The sequence below is a fragment of the Acidimicrobiales bacterium genome (assembly GCA_035630295.1).
Taxonomy (GTDB): Bacteria; Actinomycetota; Acidimicrobiia; order Acidimicrobiales; family Iamiaceae; genus Iamia.
On the sequence record DASQKY010000005.1, the window covers coordinates 1 to 15,751 of the forward strand.

Genomic DNA, 15,751 nt, shown 5'->3' on the forward strand with positions numbered 1-15,751 from the left:
TGACGACGATGCTCGCCGCGATGTCCAGCCGCCGGCGCATCCCGCCGGAGAAGTGCTTGACCAGCCGCCCGGACGCGTCGCTGATCCCGAACGCCTCGAGCAGCTCGTCGGCGCGTGTCCGCGCGCCCGCCCGGGTGAGCCCGAGCAGCCGGCCGAGCAGGACCAGGTTCTCCCGGCCGGTCAGCTCCTCGTCGACGGACGCCAGCTGGCCGGTGAGGCTCACCTCGCCCCGCACGGCGTCGCCCTCGGTGCGGATGTCGTGGCCCAGCACGCGGGCGCTGCCGGCGTCGGGCGGGATCAGGGTGGCCAGCATGCGGATCGTCGTCGTCTTGCCCGCCCCGTTGGGGCCGAGCACGCCGTAGACCCCCCCGGTGGGGACGACGAGGTCCAGGCCGTCGACGGCCCGGGTCTCCCCGAACGTCTTGACCAGGCCGCGGGCCTCGATGGCGGGTGGGGCCAGGGCCGCGGCCGGCCGGCCGCCCTGGGGTTGGGTGTCAGTGAGGGTCATCTCGGCCTCCGGATAGGGTCGGTCCACGCCCGGGAGGCGCCAGATCGGGCCTGGCACCCGCCAGGTCGCCCCCTGGCCGCCCCCTGACCAGGGACGGAGGCCACGGACGGTGTCGGAGCTGGTGGGTCGGGAGCAACCGGCGGCCGTCCTCGACGCCGAGCTGGACCGCACCCTGGCCAGCCACGGGGGCCTGGTCCTGGTGGCCGGGGAGGCCGGCATCGGCAAGTCGTCGCTGGTGGCCGGGGCGGTGGACCGGGCCCGCCACGGCGGCGCCGCGGTGGCCGTGGGCACGTGCTGGGACCGCGAGGGCGCCCCCGGGTACTGGCCCTGGGTCCAGGCCCTGCGCGCCCTCGAGCGCAGCGCCGGGCCCGAGACGTGGGCCGGGGCCCGGGCCGAGGCCGGCGGGGAGCTGGGCCTCCTGCTGGGCGAGGGGGGCGGGGCCCTGGGGCCGGCCGCGGGCGACGCCTTCGGCCTCCACGACGCGGTCACCACCCTGCTGGTGGCGCTGGCCCGGGCCCGCCCGGTGGTGGTGGTGCTCGAGGACCTCCACTGGGCCGATCCCCCCACCCTGCGGCTGCTGGAGTTCGCGGCCCGCCACGGCTGGTACGAGCGCCTCCTGCTGGTCGGCACCTACCGGGACGTCGAGGTCGAGGCCGGCGACCACCCCCTGGCCCCCCTGATCGCCCCGCTGGTGGCCAAGGCCCGGGCCGTGACCCTCACCGGGCTCTCCCCGGCCCAGGTGGGCGAGGTGGTGACCCGCACCACCGGCCGGACCGCGCCGCCGGAGGTGGTCGACGAGCTCCACCGCCGCACCGGCGGCAACCCCTTCTTCGTGGAGCAGACGGCCCGCCTGTGGCAGAGCACGGGCGTGGTGGACGGGGTCGCCCCCGGGGTGCGCGACGCCGTCGACCGGCGGCTGGCCCTCCTGCCCGAGCAGGTCCGCGACGCCCTGGCCACCGCCGCCCTGCTGGGCCGGGCCACCCACCGGCCGGTGCTGGGGGCGGTGCTGGGCCGGGCCGGGCCCGAGCTCGACGCCGTGCTGGGCGAGGCCCTGGCCGCCCGCCTCCTGGTGCTGGCCGAGGACGGCCGCCTGGCCTTCGTCCACGACCTGGTGCGCGAGGCGCTGGTGGCCGGGCTGGCCCCCGACGAGGCCCGCCGGCGCCACGCCGCGGTGGTGGCCGCCCTCGACCGCCCCGAGGCCGCCGAGGAGGTGGCCGCCCTGGTCGAGCCGGGCGACCTGGCCCACCACGCCCACCGGGCCGGGGACCGGGTCGACGCCGAGCGCACCGTCGGGCTGCTGCTGGCCGCGGCCCGGGCCGCGGCCAGCCGCATGGCCGTCGACGAGGAGGCCGGCCACCTGCGCCGGGCCCTGTCCGTCCTGCCCGCCGACCGGGCCCGCCCGCGGGCCTTCGTGTCGGTCGAGCTGGGTTGGGCGCTGTTGCGCACCGGTGACCTGGCCGCCAGTCGCCGGGCCTTCGAGGAGGCGGCGGCCACCGCCCTCGACCTGGACGACGCCGCCCTGCTGACCCGGGCCGCCCTGAGCCTGCGGGCCTCGGTGTGGCTGGTGGCCTCCGACGAGGACCGGCGCCGGGCGGCCGAGCTGGTCGACAGGGCCCACCGGCGCCTGGTGGTGGACCAGGGCCACCCGTCGGCCGCCACCAGTGCCCTCGGCCGCGAGCAGGAGCTGACCGCGGTGGCGCTGGAGATGTGCCGCCGGTCGGGCGACGAGCGGGCCCTGTGGGACGCCCTCGTGGCCCGGCACGACGCCCTGTGGGCCCCGGGGACGGCCGGGGACCGGATCGACCTGGCCGACGAGATGCTGGCCGTGGCCCACCGCACCGGCGACCTGTCCTCGGAGGTGGAGGCCAGCCAGCGCCGGGTGCTCGACCTGGTGGAGCTGGGCGACCCCCGGGCCCTGGACGAGCACGAGGCCTTCCAGGCCCGGGCCCGGCACCTGAGCTCGGGCATGTCCCGGGGCCTGGCCCGGTGGACGGGCGCCCTGGTGGCCGGTCTCCAGGGCCACTTCGACGAGGCCCGGGCCCTGCTCGACGAGGCCGCCGCCATCGACGCCCGGGCCGGCCACCAGCACGACGACGTGTTGGCCCTGGCCGTCCAGGTCCGGTGGTCGATCGAGCTCCAGCAGGGCCGCGACGACGCCATCGACACGCTGCTGGGCGCGGCCACCGAGGCCGGCCACCCCCACGCCGGCCTGCTGCGGGCCGTGACCGCCCTGGAGCGGGGGGCGGTCGACCGGGCCCGGGCCTACGCCGACGAGGTGGCCGGCACCGGGGCCGAGCCGGCCCGCTGGTTCGCCCCCCTGTGGCTGCGCTTCCGGGCCCAGCTGGCGGCGGCGACCGGCGACGCCGAGCGGCTCGACGGGGCCCGGGCCGCCCTGGCCCCGCTGCGGGGGTGCTGGGCCGCCATGGACCAGGGCCCGGTCGACGGGCCCTTCTCCCTGTGGGCCGGCCTGGTCGAGCTGGGGGCGGGCCGGTGGGACGAGGCCGCCGGGGCCTTCGAGGCGGCGGCGGCCGAGGCCGAGCGGCTGGGCGCCCGGCCCTGGGCGGTCGAGGCCCGGAGCCGCCTGGCCGAGGCCCGCCTGGCCCGCGACCCGGGCGACCCCGGCGCCGCCGCCCTCCTGCTTGCCGTGGAGGACGAGGCCCGGGCCCTGGGCATGGCCCGGGTGGTGGCCCGGGCCCAGGCCCTGGGCCGGGCCGCGGGCTCCCCCGGCCCGGTTCCCGCCCCCACCGCCGAGCCGGCGCCGCCGGGTGGCCCGCCGGCGACCGACGACGGCGGCCGCCCCACGTTCCGGCGCGACGGCGACGTGTGGGCCCTGGCCTACGCCGGCACCACCGCCCACGTCCCGCACGCCAAGGGGCTGGCCGACATCGACACGCTGCTGGCCCGGCCCGGCATGGGCGTCCGGGCCGTCGACCTGCTCCACCCCGAGGGCGGTGGGGCGGCCCGGGCCGCGCGCTCCCTGGGGGGTGACGCCGTGCTCGACGAGCAGGCCAAGGCCGCCTACCGGACCCGGCTGGGCCAGCTCGACGACGAGATCGACCGGGCCCTGGCCCGCCACGACGACACCCGGGCCGGGGCCCTCGACGCCGAGCGGGCCGCCCTCATCGACGAGCTGCGGCGGGCCACGGGGCTGGGCGGGCGCAGCCGCCGCCTGGGCGACGACGCCGAGCGCGCCCGCAAGGCCGTGACCGAGCGCATCCGCGACACCCTGCGGAAGCTGGACGCGGCCCACCCGGCCCTGGCCGCCCACCTGCGGGCCACCGTCCGCACCGGTGCCACCTGCGCCTATGAGCCCCCGGGCCGTCCCGGGGGCTGACGCTCAGCCGGGTCCCGGCTCGCTGGCGTCGTCGGGCGGGGCGGTGCCGGGGGCATCGACCGGGGACTGGTCGACGGTGGGGGCGTCGCCCTCGACCTGCTGGACGTCGGCATCGGCGACCTCGTCGGCCTCGACGGTGGCGCCGGCGGAGGGGGCAGCCGGCTCCCCGGTGTCGTCGGCCGCCGACGCCAGCTCCTCGGCCGCCACCTCGGCCGCGGGCCGGGCCGGCTCGTGCTGGGGGGCGGGGGCGTCGTCAGCCGCCTCGACCACCGTCTCGACCAGCTCGCCCTCGCTGGTGGGCTGGTCCCCGTCGGGCAGCACGGCCTCGTCACCATCGGCGGTCGGCGGGTAGTGGATGTAGAGGCCCTCGATGATCTCCCGGAGGCCGTCGGTGCCGTGGCCCTTGACCAGGTCGACGGTGACCACGCTGCCGTTGATGTGGATGGCGACGATGCCGCCCCGGGCCAGGAGCCGGCGGGCCAGCTCGTCGGGCGGCCGGTCGCCCCGCACCTCGCCGGGCACGTAGCGCTCGTGCCCCATGCCGGTGAGGGCCCGGTTGGTCTCGAATCTGACCATCCCCGGGTTGGCCACCGAGGGCTTCTCGACGACGACGATCGGCTGACCCATGGCTCGGCAACCTACTGCGTCGCCCCACGGGGCCGTCCAACGGCGGTGCCGCTCAGCCGGTGGCTCCCCGAGGGCCGGCCACCCGGGCCCACCGGGGCCGGGACCCGTCGCGCCCCAGGCCCCGGAGGGCCAGGACCGACAGCGCCCCGGCCACCACGGCCAGGGCGGTGTGGACCACCACGAAGCCCACCCGGTGCCCGTGGGCCACGATGAGGGGCAGGCGGACCAGCCAGTAGCCCAGCGACCAGGCGGCCAGGCCGGTCACCGCGGCGCCGGCCCGGTCCCAGCGGCGCAGCACCGCCACCGCGGCCAGGGCGGCCAGGGCCACGAAGGCCCCCACCGGCAGGGTGGCCAGGACCTTCTCCCCGGTCTCCAGCGCGTCGTCGCCCCAGGCCAGGGGGAGGCGCGTGGTCCAGGTCAGGAGGGTCCACCCGGCCAGGGCCAGGGCCAGGGCACGGGTCCGGGGGGAGAGCGGGCGCACGGCGGCCAGGGTACGGGAGGGTCCCCGAGCGGGCCCCACCGGAGCGGCGAGGGCGGCCGGCCGTCCCCGTAGGCTCACGGCGACCGCCACCGAGGACGACGCGTGCCCACCCGCCGAACGGCCCCCCACCCCCCTGAGCCCCCGGCGCCGCGTCCCGGGCGCCGGCCCCCGTCCCGCCCCGGGGCCCGGCCGGTCGTCCTCCTGGTGGCCCTGGGGCTGGTCCTCCTGGGCGCCTGCAGCACCATCCGGGTGTTCACCGACTTCGGCGCCGTGCTGCGTGACGCCGGCTTCGGCGACGTGACGGTGACCATCGACAGCCGCGGGCCCAGCACCCTGGTGGTCACGGCCTCGGCCCCGGGGGGCGACACCCTGACCGAGGCCCACGACCTGGCCGCCGAGCTGGCCTGGCAACGTTTCCCCCGTCGCTTCGAGGAGCTGCGCGTCACCCTCGACGGCGAGCGTCGGGAGCACACCCGGGCCCAGCTGGAGGAGGCCTACGGCCCCCGCCCCGCGGGCCTGGACGAGACCGACCTGGGCGACGAGGTCACCCGCTTCGGCGTGACCGCCCTGGTCTCGGTGATGGTCGTCGGCCTGGTGGTGATGGCCGGGGTGGCGGTGGCCGTGGTGCTGGTGATCCGGGCCCGGCGACGGCGCCGGCCGGCCCAGGGCGACCGGCCGGTCGACCCGCCGCCCCCGTGGCCCCCGCCCGGACCGGGGCCCGACGACGGACCCACCCCCGACGACGGCGAGACGCGCCACCTCGGCCGCCGGCCGCGGGGCCCGGTCCCGCCCGCGTCGCAGGTCCCGCCCGGCTGGGGCCCCTAGGCCAGACCGGGCCGGCCCGGGGCTGCGGTCAGGCGAACAGGCGGCCCTGGAGCCGCTGGGCCTGGAGGCGGGCCTCCTCCCGGGCCGCCTCGCGGGCCACCACCCGGTCGCGCGCCGCGGTCGACCAGGGCAGGTCGTCGACGAAGGCCCAGCTCATGCGGTGCACGGCAGTGGGGCCGTGGCCCCGGAGGGCCAGCTTGTGGCGGGGGCACGGGTAGCCCTTGTTGGCCGCGAACTCGAAGCCGGGGTGGTCACCGGCCAGCTCCCGCATCATGCGGTCGCGGGTGACCTTGGCCAGCACGGAGGCGGCGGCGATGGACAGGCAGCGGGCGTCGCCCTTGACGATCATGCGGGTGGTGGCGGCGCCCACGAAGTCCCACTTGCCGTCGATGAGGGCGGCCCCCACCTCCACCCCCAGGCCGGCCAGGGCCCGGCGGGCGGCCAGGCGCTGGGCCTCGGACATGCCCAGCGCGTCGCACTCGGCCGCCGACGCGTGGCCCACGCCCCACGCCGCGCACCAGCCGGCGACCCGGTCGTAGAGCCGCTCGCGCTCCACCGCGGTCAGGGCCTTGGAGTCCCGCACGCCGTTGACCCGCCGATCCGGGGGGAGGACGGCGGCGGCCACGGTCAGGGGCCCGGCCCAGGCGCCCCGGCCCACCTCGTCCAGGCCGACCACCACCTCGTGGCCGTCGGCCCACAGCTCGCGCTCGACGGCCAGGGACGGGGCCTTGCCCTGCAGGGCGCGGCGCATCCGGGGCCGGGCGGGCGCCGAGCGGGTGGGCACGCCGCGACGGTACCGTCCCCCCGTGCGCAGCGTGCTGTCGAGGTCGTCGGTCGACTCCCGCCTGTCCGTGCTCTCGGTCAGCTCCGACCTGTCGATGCTCTCGGCCGGGAGCATCCTCAGCGCGGCCTCGGCCGGGGCCATCCTGTCCCTGGCCTCGGCCGGCAGCATCCTCAGCGTCGGCTCCGCCGGCAGCATCCTCAGCGTCGGCTCGGCCGGCAGCATCCTCAGCGTGGGCTCCGTGGGCAGCATCCTGAGCGTGGGCTCGGCCTTCGGGGTCCGGGCCCGGGGCGCGGCGCCGGGCCGGGGCCGGGGTGATGGCGGGCGGGACGAGCAGGCCGCGGCCCGGGCGGTGGGCACCGCCGTGGCCCTGGCCGCCCTGGCCTCGCTGGCGGTCCCGTCGGGGCGGGGGTGGCCGGTCCGGGAGCTCCGCCGGTGATCGACCCCGACCCCTCCCCGGCCACCGACCGGGTGCTGGCCCCCGGCACCCGGGTCGAGGTGCGCGACGGGTTCGAGGGCCACTGGCACCGGGGCTACGTGGTGGCTGGCCACGACGAGGACGGCTACCGGCTGCGGCGGGCCTCCGACGACACCCTCCTGCCCCGGCCGCTGCCCCGCACGTCGATCCGCCGGGAGCGCCGCACATCCATGTGGTGGATCTAGCGTCTCAGCCGACGCCCCGGCCCAGGGACTCGATGTAGGTGTCCACGTCGATGGCGGTCAGGGTCAGGGTCTTGAGCGTGCCCCGGGCCCCCAGGGCGGTGGCCACCTTGGCCATGGTGACCTCGTCCGGCGCCTCCAGGACGTTGAGGAAGTCGTACTGGCCGAGCAGGGCGTACTGCTCCAGCACCTTGACCCCCATGGCCTCCAGCTCGCCGTTCACCGCCTTCAGCCGCTGCGGGTCGTCGCGCAGCCGGGCGGCGCCGTCGGGGCCGAGCGTCGACAGCATCACGTACTTGGGCATGGCGGCAACCTACCTGGTGCCCGCGCCCTCGACCCCGGCCTCGGCGGGAGGGCGGGGCTCCTAGCGTGGGGCCATGGCCCGATCAGTCGACATCGTCCCCCACACCCACTGGGACCGGGAGTGGTACCGGACCTTCCAGGCCTTCCGCATGCGCCTGGTCGACCTGGTCGACGGGCTGCTGGACCGGCTCGACACCGACCCCGGCTACGCCCACTTCATGCTCGACGGGCAGATGGCCGTGGTCGACGACTACCTGGCCATCAGGCCCCACGAGGCCGACCGCATCCGCCGCCTGGTCGCCGCCGGCCGCCTCAGCGTGGGGCCCTGGTACGTGCTCATGGACGAGTTCCTGGTCTCGGGCGAGACCATCGTGCGGGACCTGGAGATGGGCCTGGAGCGGGCCGCCTCCTTCGGGGGGGCCATGGAGGTCGGCTACCTGCCGGACATGTTCGGCCACATCGCCCAGATGCCCCAGGTCCTGGCCGGCTTCGGGCTGGACGAGGCCGTGGTGTGGCGGGGCATCCCGGCTGCCGTCGACGCCCCCGCCTTCCGGTGGCGCTCGCCGGACGGCAGCGAGGTGCTGGCCGAGTACCTGGCCGACGGGTACTCCAACGGCGCCGTCCTGCCCCCCGACGCCAAGGAGCTGCTGGCCCGGGTGGCCGACTGGGCCGACCGCCACGAGCCCCGCTCCGGCGACCCCCTGCTGTGGATGAACGGCACCGACCACCTCATGCCCCAGGCCGCCCTGGGGCGCCTGGTGGCCGAGGCCGACGCGCTCTCGGAGGAGTGGGACCTGCGGGTCTGCTCCCTGGCCGAGCACGTGGCGGCCCGGGCCGCGGCCCTCGACGACGCCCCCGGCGGGCGGGCCGCCCTGCCCACCTGGACCGGCGAGCTGCGCTCCGGGGCCCGGACCAACGTCCTCATGGGCGTCACCTCCAACCGGGTCGACGTCCGCCAGCGGGCGGCCCGGGCCGAGGCCGCGCTGGAGCGCCGGGCCGAGCCGCTCTGCGCCCTGTTCGCCCCGGCCGGGGCCTGGCCCGAGGCCTTCCTGGCCGAGGCCTGGGGCCTGGTGGTCCGCAACGCGGCCCACGACTCGATCTGCGCCTGCTCGGTGGACCCGGTGGTCGACGCCGTGCTCCACCGCTACGACGAGGCCATCGACGTGGCCGACGGCCTGGTGGCCCTGGCCCTGAGGGGCATCGGGGCCGCCGCCGGCGGCACCGGCCCGGTGGTGGTGAACCCCACGGCCCGGGCCCGCACCGGCGTGGTCGAGGTCACCGTGGACGACCCCGAGGGGGCCGGCGCCCCGGCCGGCACCCAGGTCCTGGCCCCCCTACCGGCCCGACGCCTGGTCGACGGCGGGAGCCGGGTCAACCTGGGCGAGGTGGTGACCCGGGTGCTGGCCACCGACCGCAGCCTGGTCCAGGTCGACCTGGACGAGGGACCCGACGGCATCACCGTCCTGGCCCGCGCCGCGGCCGTGGCCCCCGACGCCGAGATCGACCACGAGGAGCTGCGGGCCCGCGTCGCCGAGCTGGTGGCAGCCGGGCCCCCGGGCACGCCGGTGATGGCCTGGCGGGAGGGCCACCCGGGCCTGCGGCTGCTGGCCCGGGCCACGGTGGACGGCTTCTCCTGGCGGCGCTGGGACCCGGCCGGCGCCGCCCCCGTCGAGGCGGCCCGGGCCGCCGTCACCGAGGGCGGCGGCGCCCGGCTGGGCAACGGCGTGGTCGCGGTCGAGGTCGACCCCGGCACCGGGACGTGGTCGCTGGGCGGGCGGCCCGGCTACGGCCGCCTGGTCGACGGCGGCGACCACGGCGACACCTACAACTGGTGCCCGCCCCCGGCCGGCGACGTGCTGGTCGAGGCGCCCGACGCGGTGCGGGTGGCGGTGGTGGAGGACGGCCCGGTCCGGGCCCGGGTCCGCATCGAGGCCGACCACACCTGGCCCGAGGCCGTGGTGGACGGGGCCCGCTCCGGGGCCGTGGCCACCACGGTGGTGACCGAGCTGGCCGTCCACGCCGGCGAGGCCCTGCTGCGGGTCACCACCACCGTCGACAACCGCAGCCGCGACCATCGCCTGCGGGTGCACCACCCCCTCCCCCGCCGGGCCACGGCCTCAGCCGCCGGGTGCGCCTTTGCCACCGTCCCCCGGGGCCTGGAGGCCGAGGGCGGGCCCACCGAGGCGCCCCTGCCCACCTTTCCGGCCCGGGGCCACGTCACCGCCGGTGACCTGACCGCGGTGGTGGAGGGCGTGGTGGAGTACGAGCTGGTCGGCATCGAGGACGAGGAGGCCACCGAGCTGGCCCTCACCCTGCTGCGGGCCACCGGCCTGCTGTCGCAGGGCCCCATGGAGACCCGGCCCGTCCCGGCCGGGCCGGTGGTGGCCACGCCCGGGGCCCAGGTGCCCGGCCCCACCACCGTGCGCTACGGCCTGGCCGTCGACGCGGCCGACCCCCTGGCCCTGGCCGACGACCTGGTCGTCGGGCTGCTGGTGGCCTCGCCCCGGGGGCCGCACCGGGCCGACGGGCACACCGCCCTGGCCGTGGACGGGGCCGAGGTGTCCTCGGTGCGCCGCCGCCACGGCCGGCTGGAGGTGCGGGTCTGGAACCCGAGCGACGCCGAGACCGTGGTGCACGTCGACCGCCCGGGCTGGCAGGTCGACCTCCGGGGCCGCCCCCTGGACCGCCTGGACGGGCCCTTCACGCTCCGCCCCTGGGGGATCGCCACCCTGTCCCTCGACGACCGGTGAGGGCCCGGCTCAGGGGATGATCTCGACCGGGGTGCCGGTGGGGGCCAGCCACATGACCTGGATGACGGCCCCGTTGTCCATGCGGACGCAGCCGTTGCTGGTGGGCTCGCCCAGCAGGCCGGTGGCGAAGGTGCCGTGGAGGGCGATCTGGCCCACGCCCCCGCCGAAGCTCTCCAGGGTGGGGCTGAAGGCGCTGACGCTGAGCTGGCCCGCCCCGTAGGCCGGGTCCGGCGGCTCCAGGGGCCGGACCCCGTCGACGAAGTACGTGCCCAGCGGGGTGGGGGTGTCGTCGCGCCCCACGGCCACGGTGGTCGAGAGCAGGGGGGTGTCGCCGTGGAGCACGGTGAGGCGGCGGGCGGCCAGCTCGACCCGGATCCAGTTGGGGACCTCGCGCCGGGTCACCGCCTCGGCCCGCACCCATCCGGTGCGGCCGTTGGGGCGAGACGACACCTGGATCCGCAGCCAGCCGTCGAGGCGGTCCTCCAGCACCCGGAACACCACCGGCAGGCCCTCCCAGGTGGGGTTGGCCAGCACCTCCGGCTCGGCGGCGTCGGGGCTGTCGAACACCTCGACGAAGGGCCCGGCGGCGTCGGCCACCGGGAAGGCCAGCGGCCGGCTCGGGCCCTGGGGCAAGCCGCTGATGGGCCAGGCCCCCTCCACCAGCGCGGGGGCCGTCGCCACCGTCGGGCCCACCCGGCCGGCGACCACGGGCGCGTCGCGGCCCGTGGTGGCCAGCACGCCGCCCAGGGTGCCCAGGCAGGCGGCGACGAGCACGGGGCCGACCGCCCGGGCGACACGCATGACCGGACGCTACCGCGGCCGGGAGCGCCCGGAGCCCGAGCGGGTCCGGACCCGGGCCTCCTCCAGGGCGGCCAGGCGCTCCTCCCGGGCCTCGGTGCGGCGCTCGCGCACCACCGAGCGGGGCCCGGCCCGGTCGTCGTCGTCGGCCCGGCGCACCGACCACAGCGGCACCCGCCCGATGTCCTTGATGCGCCGGGGCTTGAGCGACTTCCAGGCCAACGCCTCGTCGTCGCCCACCGCGGTGCGGACCTCGTCGGTGGTCACCACCGAGCCCGGGAAGGCGATGTTGACGACGCGGCTGGCCAGGTTGACCACCGGGCCGTACAGGTCGGCCTCCCGCTCCAGCACCGGGCCGCAGGCGATGCCCACCCGCACGTCGGACAGGGCCTCGTCGGCGGCGTACTCCTCGGCCAGGGCCAGGCCCACCCGCACCGCCTCGGCCGGGTCGTCGACCACGTACATGACCTCGTCGCCGATCATCTTCACCACCCGGCCCTCGAAGCTGGTGACGGTGTCGTAGGCGATCTCCTCGAAGCGGCCCACGATGCTGGCCAGGGTGTGCTCGTCGACCTGTTGGCTGAGGGTGGTGAAGCCGACCAGGTCGGCGAAGCCCACCGCCTTCACGTCCCGCCCCTCGCCGGTGTCGAGCTCGCGGACGATGCGGCGCCGGGCCGCGATCTGCAGGTGGCGCCGCCACACGTGCTCGATGACCTGGGTCATGGTCGGGAGCATGGTGTTGGCCACCAGGGCCATCTGCGGGTCGTCGGCGGCCCGGGTGGCGGGGTCGGCCTCGAAGGAGTCGACCATGGCCGTGGCCACCCGGGCCAGCGACCAGCCGATGACCCGGCTCATCTGGACGGCCAGGTCCGGCTCGACCAGCCCCAGCTCCATGAGGCCGGCCACCGTGCCCAGCATCTCAGCGTCGACCTCGGTGAAGATCCGCCCGCCGGGCCGGGGCTCGGGCAGGCCCAGGGACCGCCAGATGAGGGTGATCTGCCGGGCCGGCATGCCGGTGACGGCGGCCAGCTCGTCGAGGTCGTACCGGGCCGGGTCGGGCACGGCGAAGCGCTCGACGGCCAGGAAGCCCAGGACCCCGGCGGCCTGGGCCCGGTCCAGGGTGGCGTCGTCGACGCCCTGCTCGGCCAGCAGGCCCCGCAGCGTGGGCCCGGCGCCGGCAGCCTCGCCCGACGGCGTGAGCTCGTCGCCCAGGGCCTCCTGCTCGCCATCGGTCACGCGCCGCATCCTCCCGCGTGGGCCTGCCTCACGCCACCCGTGGCCCGAGTGACCCTCCCCCCGCCCTCCGACTTTGGACCGGAGTCCGCCACGGAGGTCGTCACTGGTCCAAGGTTCGTCAGGTGAAGGAGGCGCCTCCCCCGTCGTCGGGAGCCCCGGGCGGCGGGTCCTCGGCCGGGGGCGGGGTGGTCGACGGGGGCGGGGCGTCGGGACCGGGGTCCTGGGGGCGCCACACCGAGCGGGGCGGGGCGGCGACGGCCACGGCCCGAGGGGTGCCGGCCGGGTCTCCCTCGGCCGACGAGCCCGAGTCGGAGGCTGAGGCCGAGTCGGGGTGGAGGCCGGCCTCGGCCGGGCGGGGCACCGGGTCCAGGAGGGCCTCGCCCCGGCGATCGCGACTGGACCACCCGGGGTCGAGCCCCGGGGCGGTGAGGACGGCGCCCGGCTCGCCGGGCGGGTCGGCCAGCTCCCACAGGACGGCGGGGCGGTCGCCGTGCCAGCGCACGGCGTAGGACAGGGTGCCCCAGCGCGTCGGCGCCCCGTGGAGCTCCCAGCCCTGCCCCCACCAGGCCGGCGGCAACCACGGGGTCAGGGCCGGGCCCTCGGGGCCGTCTGCGACCAGCAGGCGGGCCACCGCGTCGAGCAGCCGGGCCGGGGCCAGGCCGTCGTCGCCCACCCACCGCTCCGGGTCGGACCAGGTCCAGGTGGCCGAGGCCCGTCGCAGCAGGCCCCACAGCGCCCCCGACGGCTGGCCGGCCCGGGCCGCGGCCACCGCGGTGGCGGCCAGGGCTCGGGGCGTGGTCGACGGGGCGTCCAGGTCGAGCTCGGGAGCAGGCCCCGTGGGGTGCGCCCGGGCCCCGACCCGAGCGGCGTCGGCGGCCACCCGGGCCGCGGCGTCGGGCTGGTCGAGGCGGGCCAGCAGCAGGGCCCCGGCGTCGAGGCCCTCGGCCACCACCCGGGGGTCGGTGCCGGACGGCTTGCGCACGGCCCGGCCCAGGGCCTCGATGGCCCCGCCGACCTCGGGCAGCCAGGCCCGGGCCGGCCCGATGTCGCCCGAGGCCACGGCGTGGACGGCCAGGGCCCGGAGGGCGGCGGCGGTGGCCTCCGGGGAGCCGAACCCGCCTCCCCGCTGCTGGTCGTCGGGCCAGGCGGCCAGCAACCGGTCCACGGCATCGGCTTCGCCCCACCAGGCCAGGGTGGACAGGATCTCCATGCGGTCACCGACCGGGTCGTCCCCGGGCAGGGTCCCGGTGGTGACGGCGTGGGTGGCCGGCGGGGGGGCGGCGTCCGAGGCCGCCGGCTCCCGCACCACCCGGTGGGCCAGGGGGAGGGATCGGCGGGCGGCGGTCACCGCCTCGGCCAGCACCGGGTCGGGCAGCTCGAGGCGCGGTCCCCGGTCGGCCAGGGCCATCCACCCCCGGGCCACGGCCTCGGCGTCGGGCAGGTGGGCCGGCCACCCGATGCGGACGCCGCTGTCGTCGTCGGTGAGCATGCCACCGAGGTCGTAGCCGGACGGGAGGAGCAGGAGGCGGGCGGTGGCCGTGTGGGGCAGCGGGGTCAGGAAGGCGGCCGACACCAGGGCCAGGTCCTCCTCCCCCGACAGCTCGGCCCCCTCGCCCTGCAGGGGAGGCATGGGCCAGGGCTCGGCGTCGCCCGCCTCCACGTGGCGGAGGGGATCGGTGCCGTCGCAGGTGCGCGCCCATCGGGACGGGGCCCGGGGCAACAGGGCGATCGGGTCGTAGACCTCCAGGACCTGGACGCCGGTCCCGCTCCGGGGCTCACCGGCCACGGGCAGGAGGTCGATCCCCCGGTTGGAGACCAGGCCGACCGGCGAGAAGGGCCGCACCACCCAGGCCAGCACCACCGGGACGGCCGAGCGGTTCTCGACCTCGACCACCAGCCACTCGTCGCCCCCCGGGTAGTGCGAGCCCCGGGCCCCGAAGGCCCGGTGGACGACGTGGCCGCCCGGCACCCGCACCGTGGTCTCCACCACCGGCGCCCCGTCGATGCGGGCCTGGGTGACGTTGGCCTCCCGGGCCGGGTGGTACCAGCGGTCCTCGGCCCCGACGGCCCAGTCCACCGACACCGAGTCGTGGACGGTCACCAGGCCCCGGGGATCGACGGTGGAGGTGCGGCGGCCGTCGACCACCCCCAGCCGGGTCCAGGACGGCACGGCGTCGTCCCGAGCCAGCGACGGGGGGAGGACCCACCCCGACGCCCGCATGCGGGGCAGCCAGGCCCGGGTCAGCTCCCCGTCGGGCCGCTGCTCGACCCAGGGCGCGTCGCGGGGGGACCCCGGGTCCCGGTCAGGGCTCCGCCCGCCCCCCGCCACCCCGGCCAGCGCCCGGACGGCCTCCCGCCAGCTCACCGGCCGGGGCGGACGCCGGCCAGCTCGTGGCCCGAGTCGCGCTTGAGCAGGCCCCGGTAGGCCGCGTCGGCGGCGCGGCCGTCGTGGCACACCGCCTTGACCTGGGCGGCGATGGGCATGTCGATGTCCAGCTCGTCGGCCAGCTCGCACACCACCTTCGAGGTCCTGACCCCCTCGGCCACCATGTTCATGGCCGCGATGATCTCCTCGATGGTCTCGCCCCGGCCCAGGCGCTCGCCCACGTGGCGGTTGCGGCTCTGGGGGCTGATGCACGTGGCCACCAGGTCGCCCATGCCGGCCAGGCCCGAGAAGGTCAGGGCCTCGCCCCCCAGGGCCATGCCCAGGCGGGTCATCTCGTTGAGGCCCCGGGTGACCACCGCGGCCCGGGTGTTGTCGCCCGCCCCCAGCCCGTCGGCCATGCCGGCGGCGATGGCGATGACGTTCTTGAGCACGCCCCCCAGCTCGCAGCCGACCACGTCCTCGTTGGTGTAGACGCGGAACAGCTCGGTCCGGAACAGGGCCTGGAGGGCGCGGGCCACGTTGTGGTCGTCCATGGCCATCACCGCGGCGGCGGCGTGGCCGGCCAGGATCTCCCTGGCCAGGTTGGGCCCGGTCAGCACTCCGACGGGGTGGCCGGGGGTCACCTCGGTGATGATCTCGCTCATCCGCTGGCGGGTGCCGACCTCCAGGCCCTTGGCCAGGCTGACCACCGGCACCCAGGGCCGCAGGTGCTCGGCCACCTGCTCCAGGGTGGAGCGGAAGCCCAGCGACGGCACCCCCATGACCAGCACGTCGGCCTGGCTGACGGCCTCCTCCAGATCGGCGGTGGCGTGCAGCGAGGCGGGCAGCTGGTGGTCGGGGAGGTAGTCGCCGTTGCGGTGCTCGGTGCGGATCTGCTCGGCCAGCTCGGGCCGCCGGGACCACAGGGTGGTGGGCGTGTTGCCCGCGGCCAGGGCGGCGACGGTGGTCCCCCACGACCCGGACCCGATCACCGCCACCCTGATGTCCATGCGCGGACCGTACACCGGGTCGCCGAGCAGCCGTCAGGCCGCGGCCCGGCCGCGAGCCGACCGGCCGGCACCG

Annotated in this window: 14 protein-coding genes; 5 read left to right on the forward strand and 9 right to left on the reverse strand. The window is 77.9% G+C overall.

Annotated elements, in window-relative coordinates:
* Positions 1–535, reverse strand: a 535-nt coding sequence (locus VEW93_01245) for an ATP-binding cassette domain-containing protein (protein ID HYI60410.1), incomplete at its 3' end; no start/stop codon positions are given.
* An 82-nt stretch (positions 536–617) separates the two neighbouring features.
* On the opposite strand from VEW93_01245, the gene VEW93_01250 reads away from it, so the two are divergent.
* Positions 618–3,842, forward strand: coding sequence for an AAA family ATPase (locus VEW93_01250; GenBank protein ID HYI60411.1), 3,225 nt, complete (start codon positions 618–620; stop codon positions 3,840–3,842).
* 3 nt (positions 3,843–3,845) lie between these two features.
* On the opposite strand, the gene VEW93_01255 is transcribed toward VEW93_01250, so the two are convergent.
* Positions 3,846–4,469 carry a hypothetical protein gene (locus VEW93_01255; protein HYI60412.1) on the reverse strand — a complete coding sequence of 208 codons (624 nt, stop codon included), beginning with the start codon at positions 4,467–4,469 and terminating at the stop codon, positions 3,846–3,848.
* A 52-nt stretch (positions 4,470–4,521) separates the two neighbouring features.
* Positions 4,522–4,950, reverse strand: coding sequence for a hypothetical protein (locus VEW93_01260; GenBank protein ID HYI60413.1), 429 nt, complete (start codon positions 4,948–4,950; stop codon positions 4,522–4,524).
* 102 nt (positions 4,951–5,052) lie between these two features.
* Here VEW93_01260 and VEW93_01265 point away from each other — a divergent pair, with 102 nt between their 5' ends.
* Positions 5,053–5,775 (forward strand): hypothetical protein, encoded by a 723-nt coding sequence (locus VEW93_01265; protein HYI60414.1) that lies wholly within the window; start codon positions 5,053–5,055, stop codon positions 5,773–5,775.
* 28 nt (positions 5,776–5,803) lie between these two features.
* On the opposite strand, the gene VEW93_01270 is transcribed toward VEW93_01265, so the two are convergent.
* Positions 5,804–6,559 carry a ribonuclease HII gene (locus VEW93_01270; GenBank protein HYI60415.1) on the reverse strand — a complete coding sequence of 252 codons (756 nt, stop codon included), beginning with the start codon at positions 6,557–6,559 and terminating at the stop codon, positions 5,804–5,806.
* A 22-nt stretch (positions 6,560–6,581) separates the two neighbouring features.
* On the opposite strand from VEW93_01270, the gene VEW93_01275 reads away from it, so the two are divergent.
* Together VEW93_01275 and VEW93_01280 are read left to right on the forward strand one after the other, a co-directional pair.
* Entirely contained in the window at positions 6,582–6,995 is a 414-nt protein-coding gene (locus VEW93_01275; GenBank protein HYI60416.1) for a hypothetical protein, read from the forward strand.
* Positions 6,992–7,219, forward strand: a complete 228-nt coding sequence (locus VEW93_01280; GenBank protein HYI60417.1) for a hypothetical protein — start codon at positions 6,992–6,994, stop codon at positions 7,217–7,219. The genes VEW93_01275 and VEW93_01280 overlap by 4 nt, the downstream gene beginning before the upstream one ends.
* Before the next feature lie 4 nt (positions 7,220–7,223).
* On the opposite strand, the gene VEW93_01285 is transcribed toward VEW93_01280, so the two are convergent.
* On the reverse strand, positions 7,224–7,520 hold the full coding sequence (locus VEW93_01285) for a GYD domain-containing protein (GenBank protein HYI60418.1): 297 nt from the start codon (positions 7,518–7,520) through the stop codon (positions 7,224–7,226).
* 73 nt (positions 7,521–7,593) lie between these two features.
* Between VEW93_01285 and VEW93_01290 the strand changes: the two genes are divergently transcribed.
* Positions 7,594–10,269 carry a hypothetical protein gene (locus tag VEW93_01290; protein HYI60419.1) on the forward strand — a complete coding sequence of 892 codons (2,676 nt, stop codon included), beginning with the start codon at positions 7,594–7,596 and terminating at the stop codon, positions 10,267–10,269.
* Between the two features lie 9 nt (positions 10,270–10,278).
* Here the strand turns inward: VEW93_01290 and VEW93_01295 are convergent, their stop codons facing one another.
* The 4 genes from VEW93_01295 to VEW93_01310 all read right to left on the reverse strand — a co-directional run bounded on the left by VEW93_01295 (position 10,279) and on the right by VEW93_01310 (position 15,678).
* Complete coding sequence (locus tag VEW93_01295; GenBank protein ID HYI60420.1) at positions 10,279–11,070, reverse strand: L,D-transpeptidase; 792 nt, start codon at positions 11,068–11,070, stop codon at positions 10,279–10,281.
* Between the two features lie 9 nt (positions 11,071–11,079).
* Positions 11,080–12,303, reverse strand: a complete 1,224-nt coding sequence (locus VEW93_01300; GenBank protein HYI60421.1) for an adenylate/guanylate cyclase domain-containing protein — start codon at positions 12,301–12,303, stop codon at positions 11,080–11,082.
* Positions 12,304–12,421: 118 nt separating this feature from the next.
* Positions 12,422–14,668 carry a hypothetical protein gene (locus VEW93_01305; protein ID HYI60422.1) on the reverse strand — a complete coding sequence of 749 codons (2,247 nt, stop codon included), beginning with the start codon at positions 14,666–14,668 and terminating at the stop codon, positions 12,422–12,424.
* Positions 14,665–15,678, reverse strand: coding sequence for an NAD(P)H-dependent glycerol-3-phosphate dehydrogenase (locus VEW93_01310; GenBank protein HYI60423.1), 1,014 nt, complete (start codon positions 15,676–15,678; stop codon positions 14,665–14,667). Before VEW93_01310 ends, VEW93_01305 begins: the two co-directional genes overlap by 4 nt.
* Positions 15,679–15,751: the final 73 nt, after the last annotated feature.

Excerpts from the sequence above, each read along its gene's own strand:
- VEW93_01255 (HYI60412.1), bottom strand. The coding sequence starts at position 4,469 with ATGGGTCAGCCGATCGTCGTCGTCGAGAAGCCCTCGGTGGCCAACCCG.
- VEW93_01285 (HYI60418.1), bottom strand. The coding sequence starts at position 7,520 with ATGCCCAAGTACGTGATGCTGTCGACGCTCGGCCCCGACGGCGCCGCC.
- VEW93_01290 (HYI60419.1), top strand. The coding sequence starts at position 7,594 with ATGGCCCGATCAGTCGACATCGTCCCCCACACCCACTGGGACCGGGAG.
- VEW93_01295 (HYI60420.1), bottom strand. The coding sequence starts at position 11,070 with ATGCGTGTCGCCCGGGCGGTCGGCCCCGTGCTCGTCGCCGCCTGCCTG.
- VEW93_01310 (HYI60423.1), bottom strand. The coding sequence starts at position 15,678 with ATGGACATCAGGGTGGCGGTGATCGGGTCCGGGTCGTGGGGGACCACC.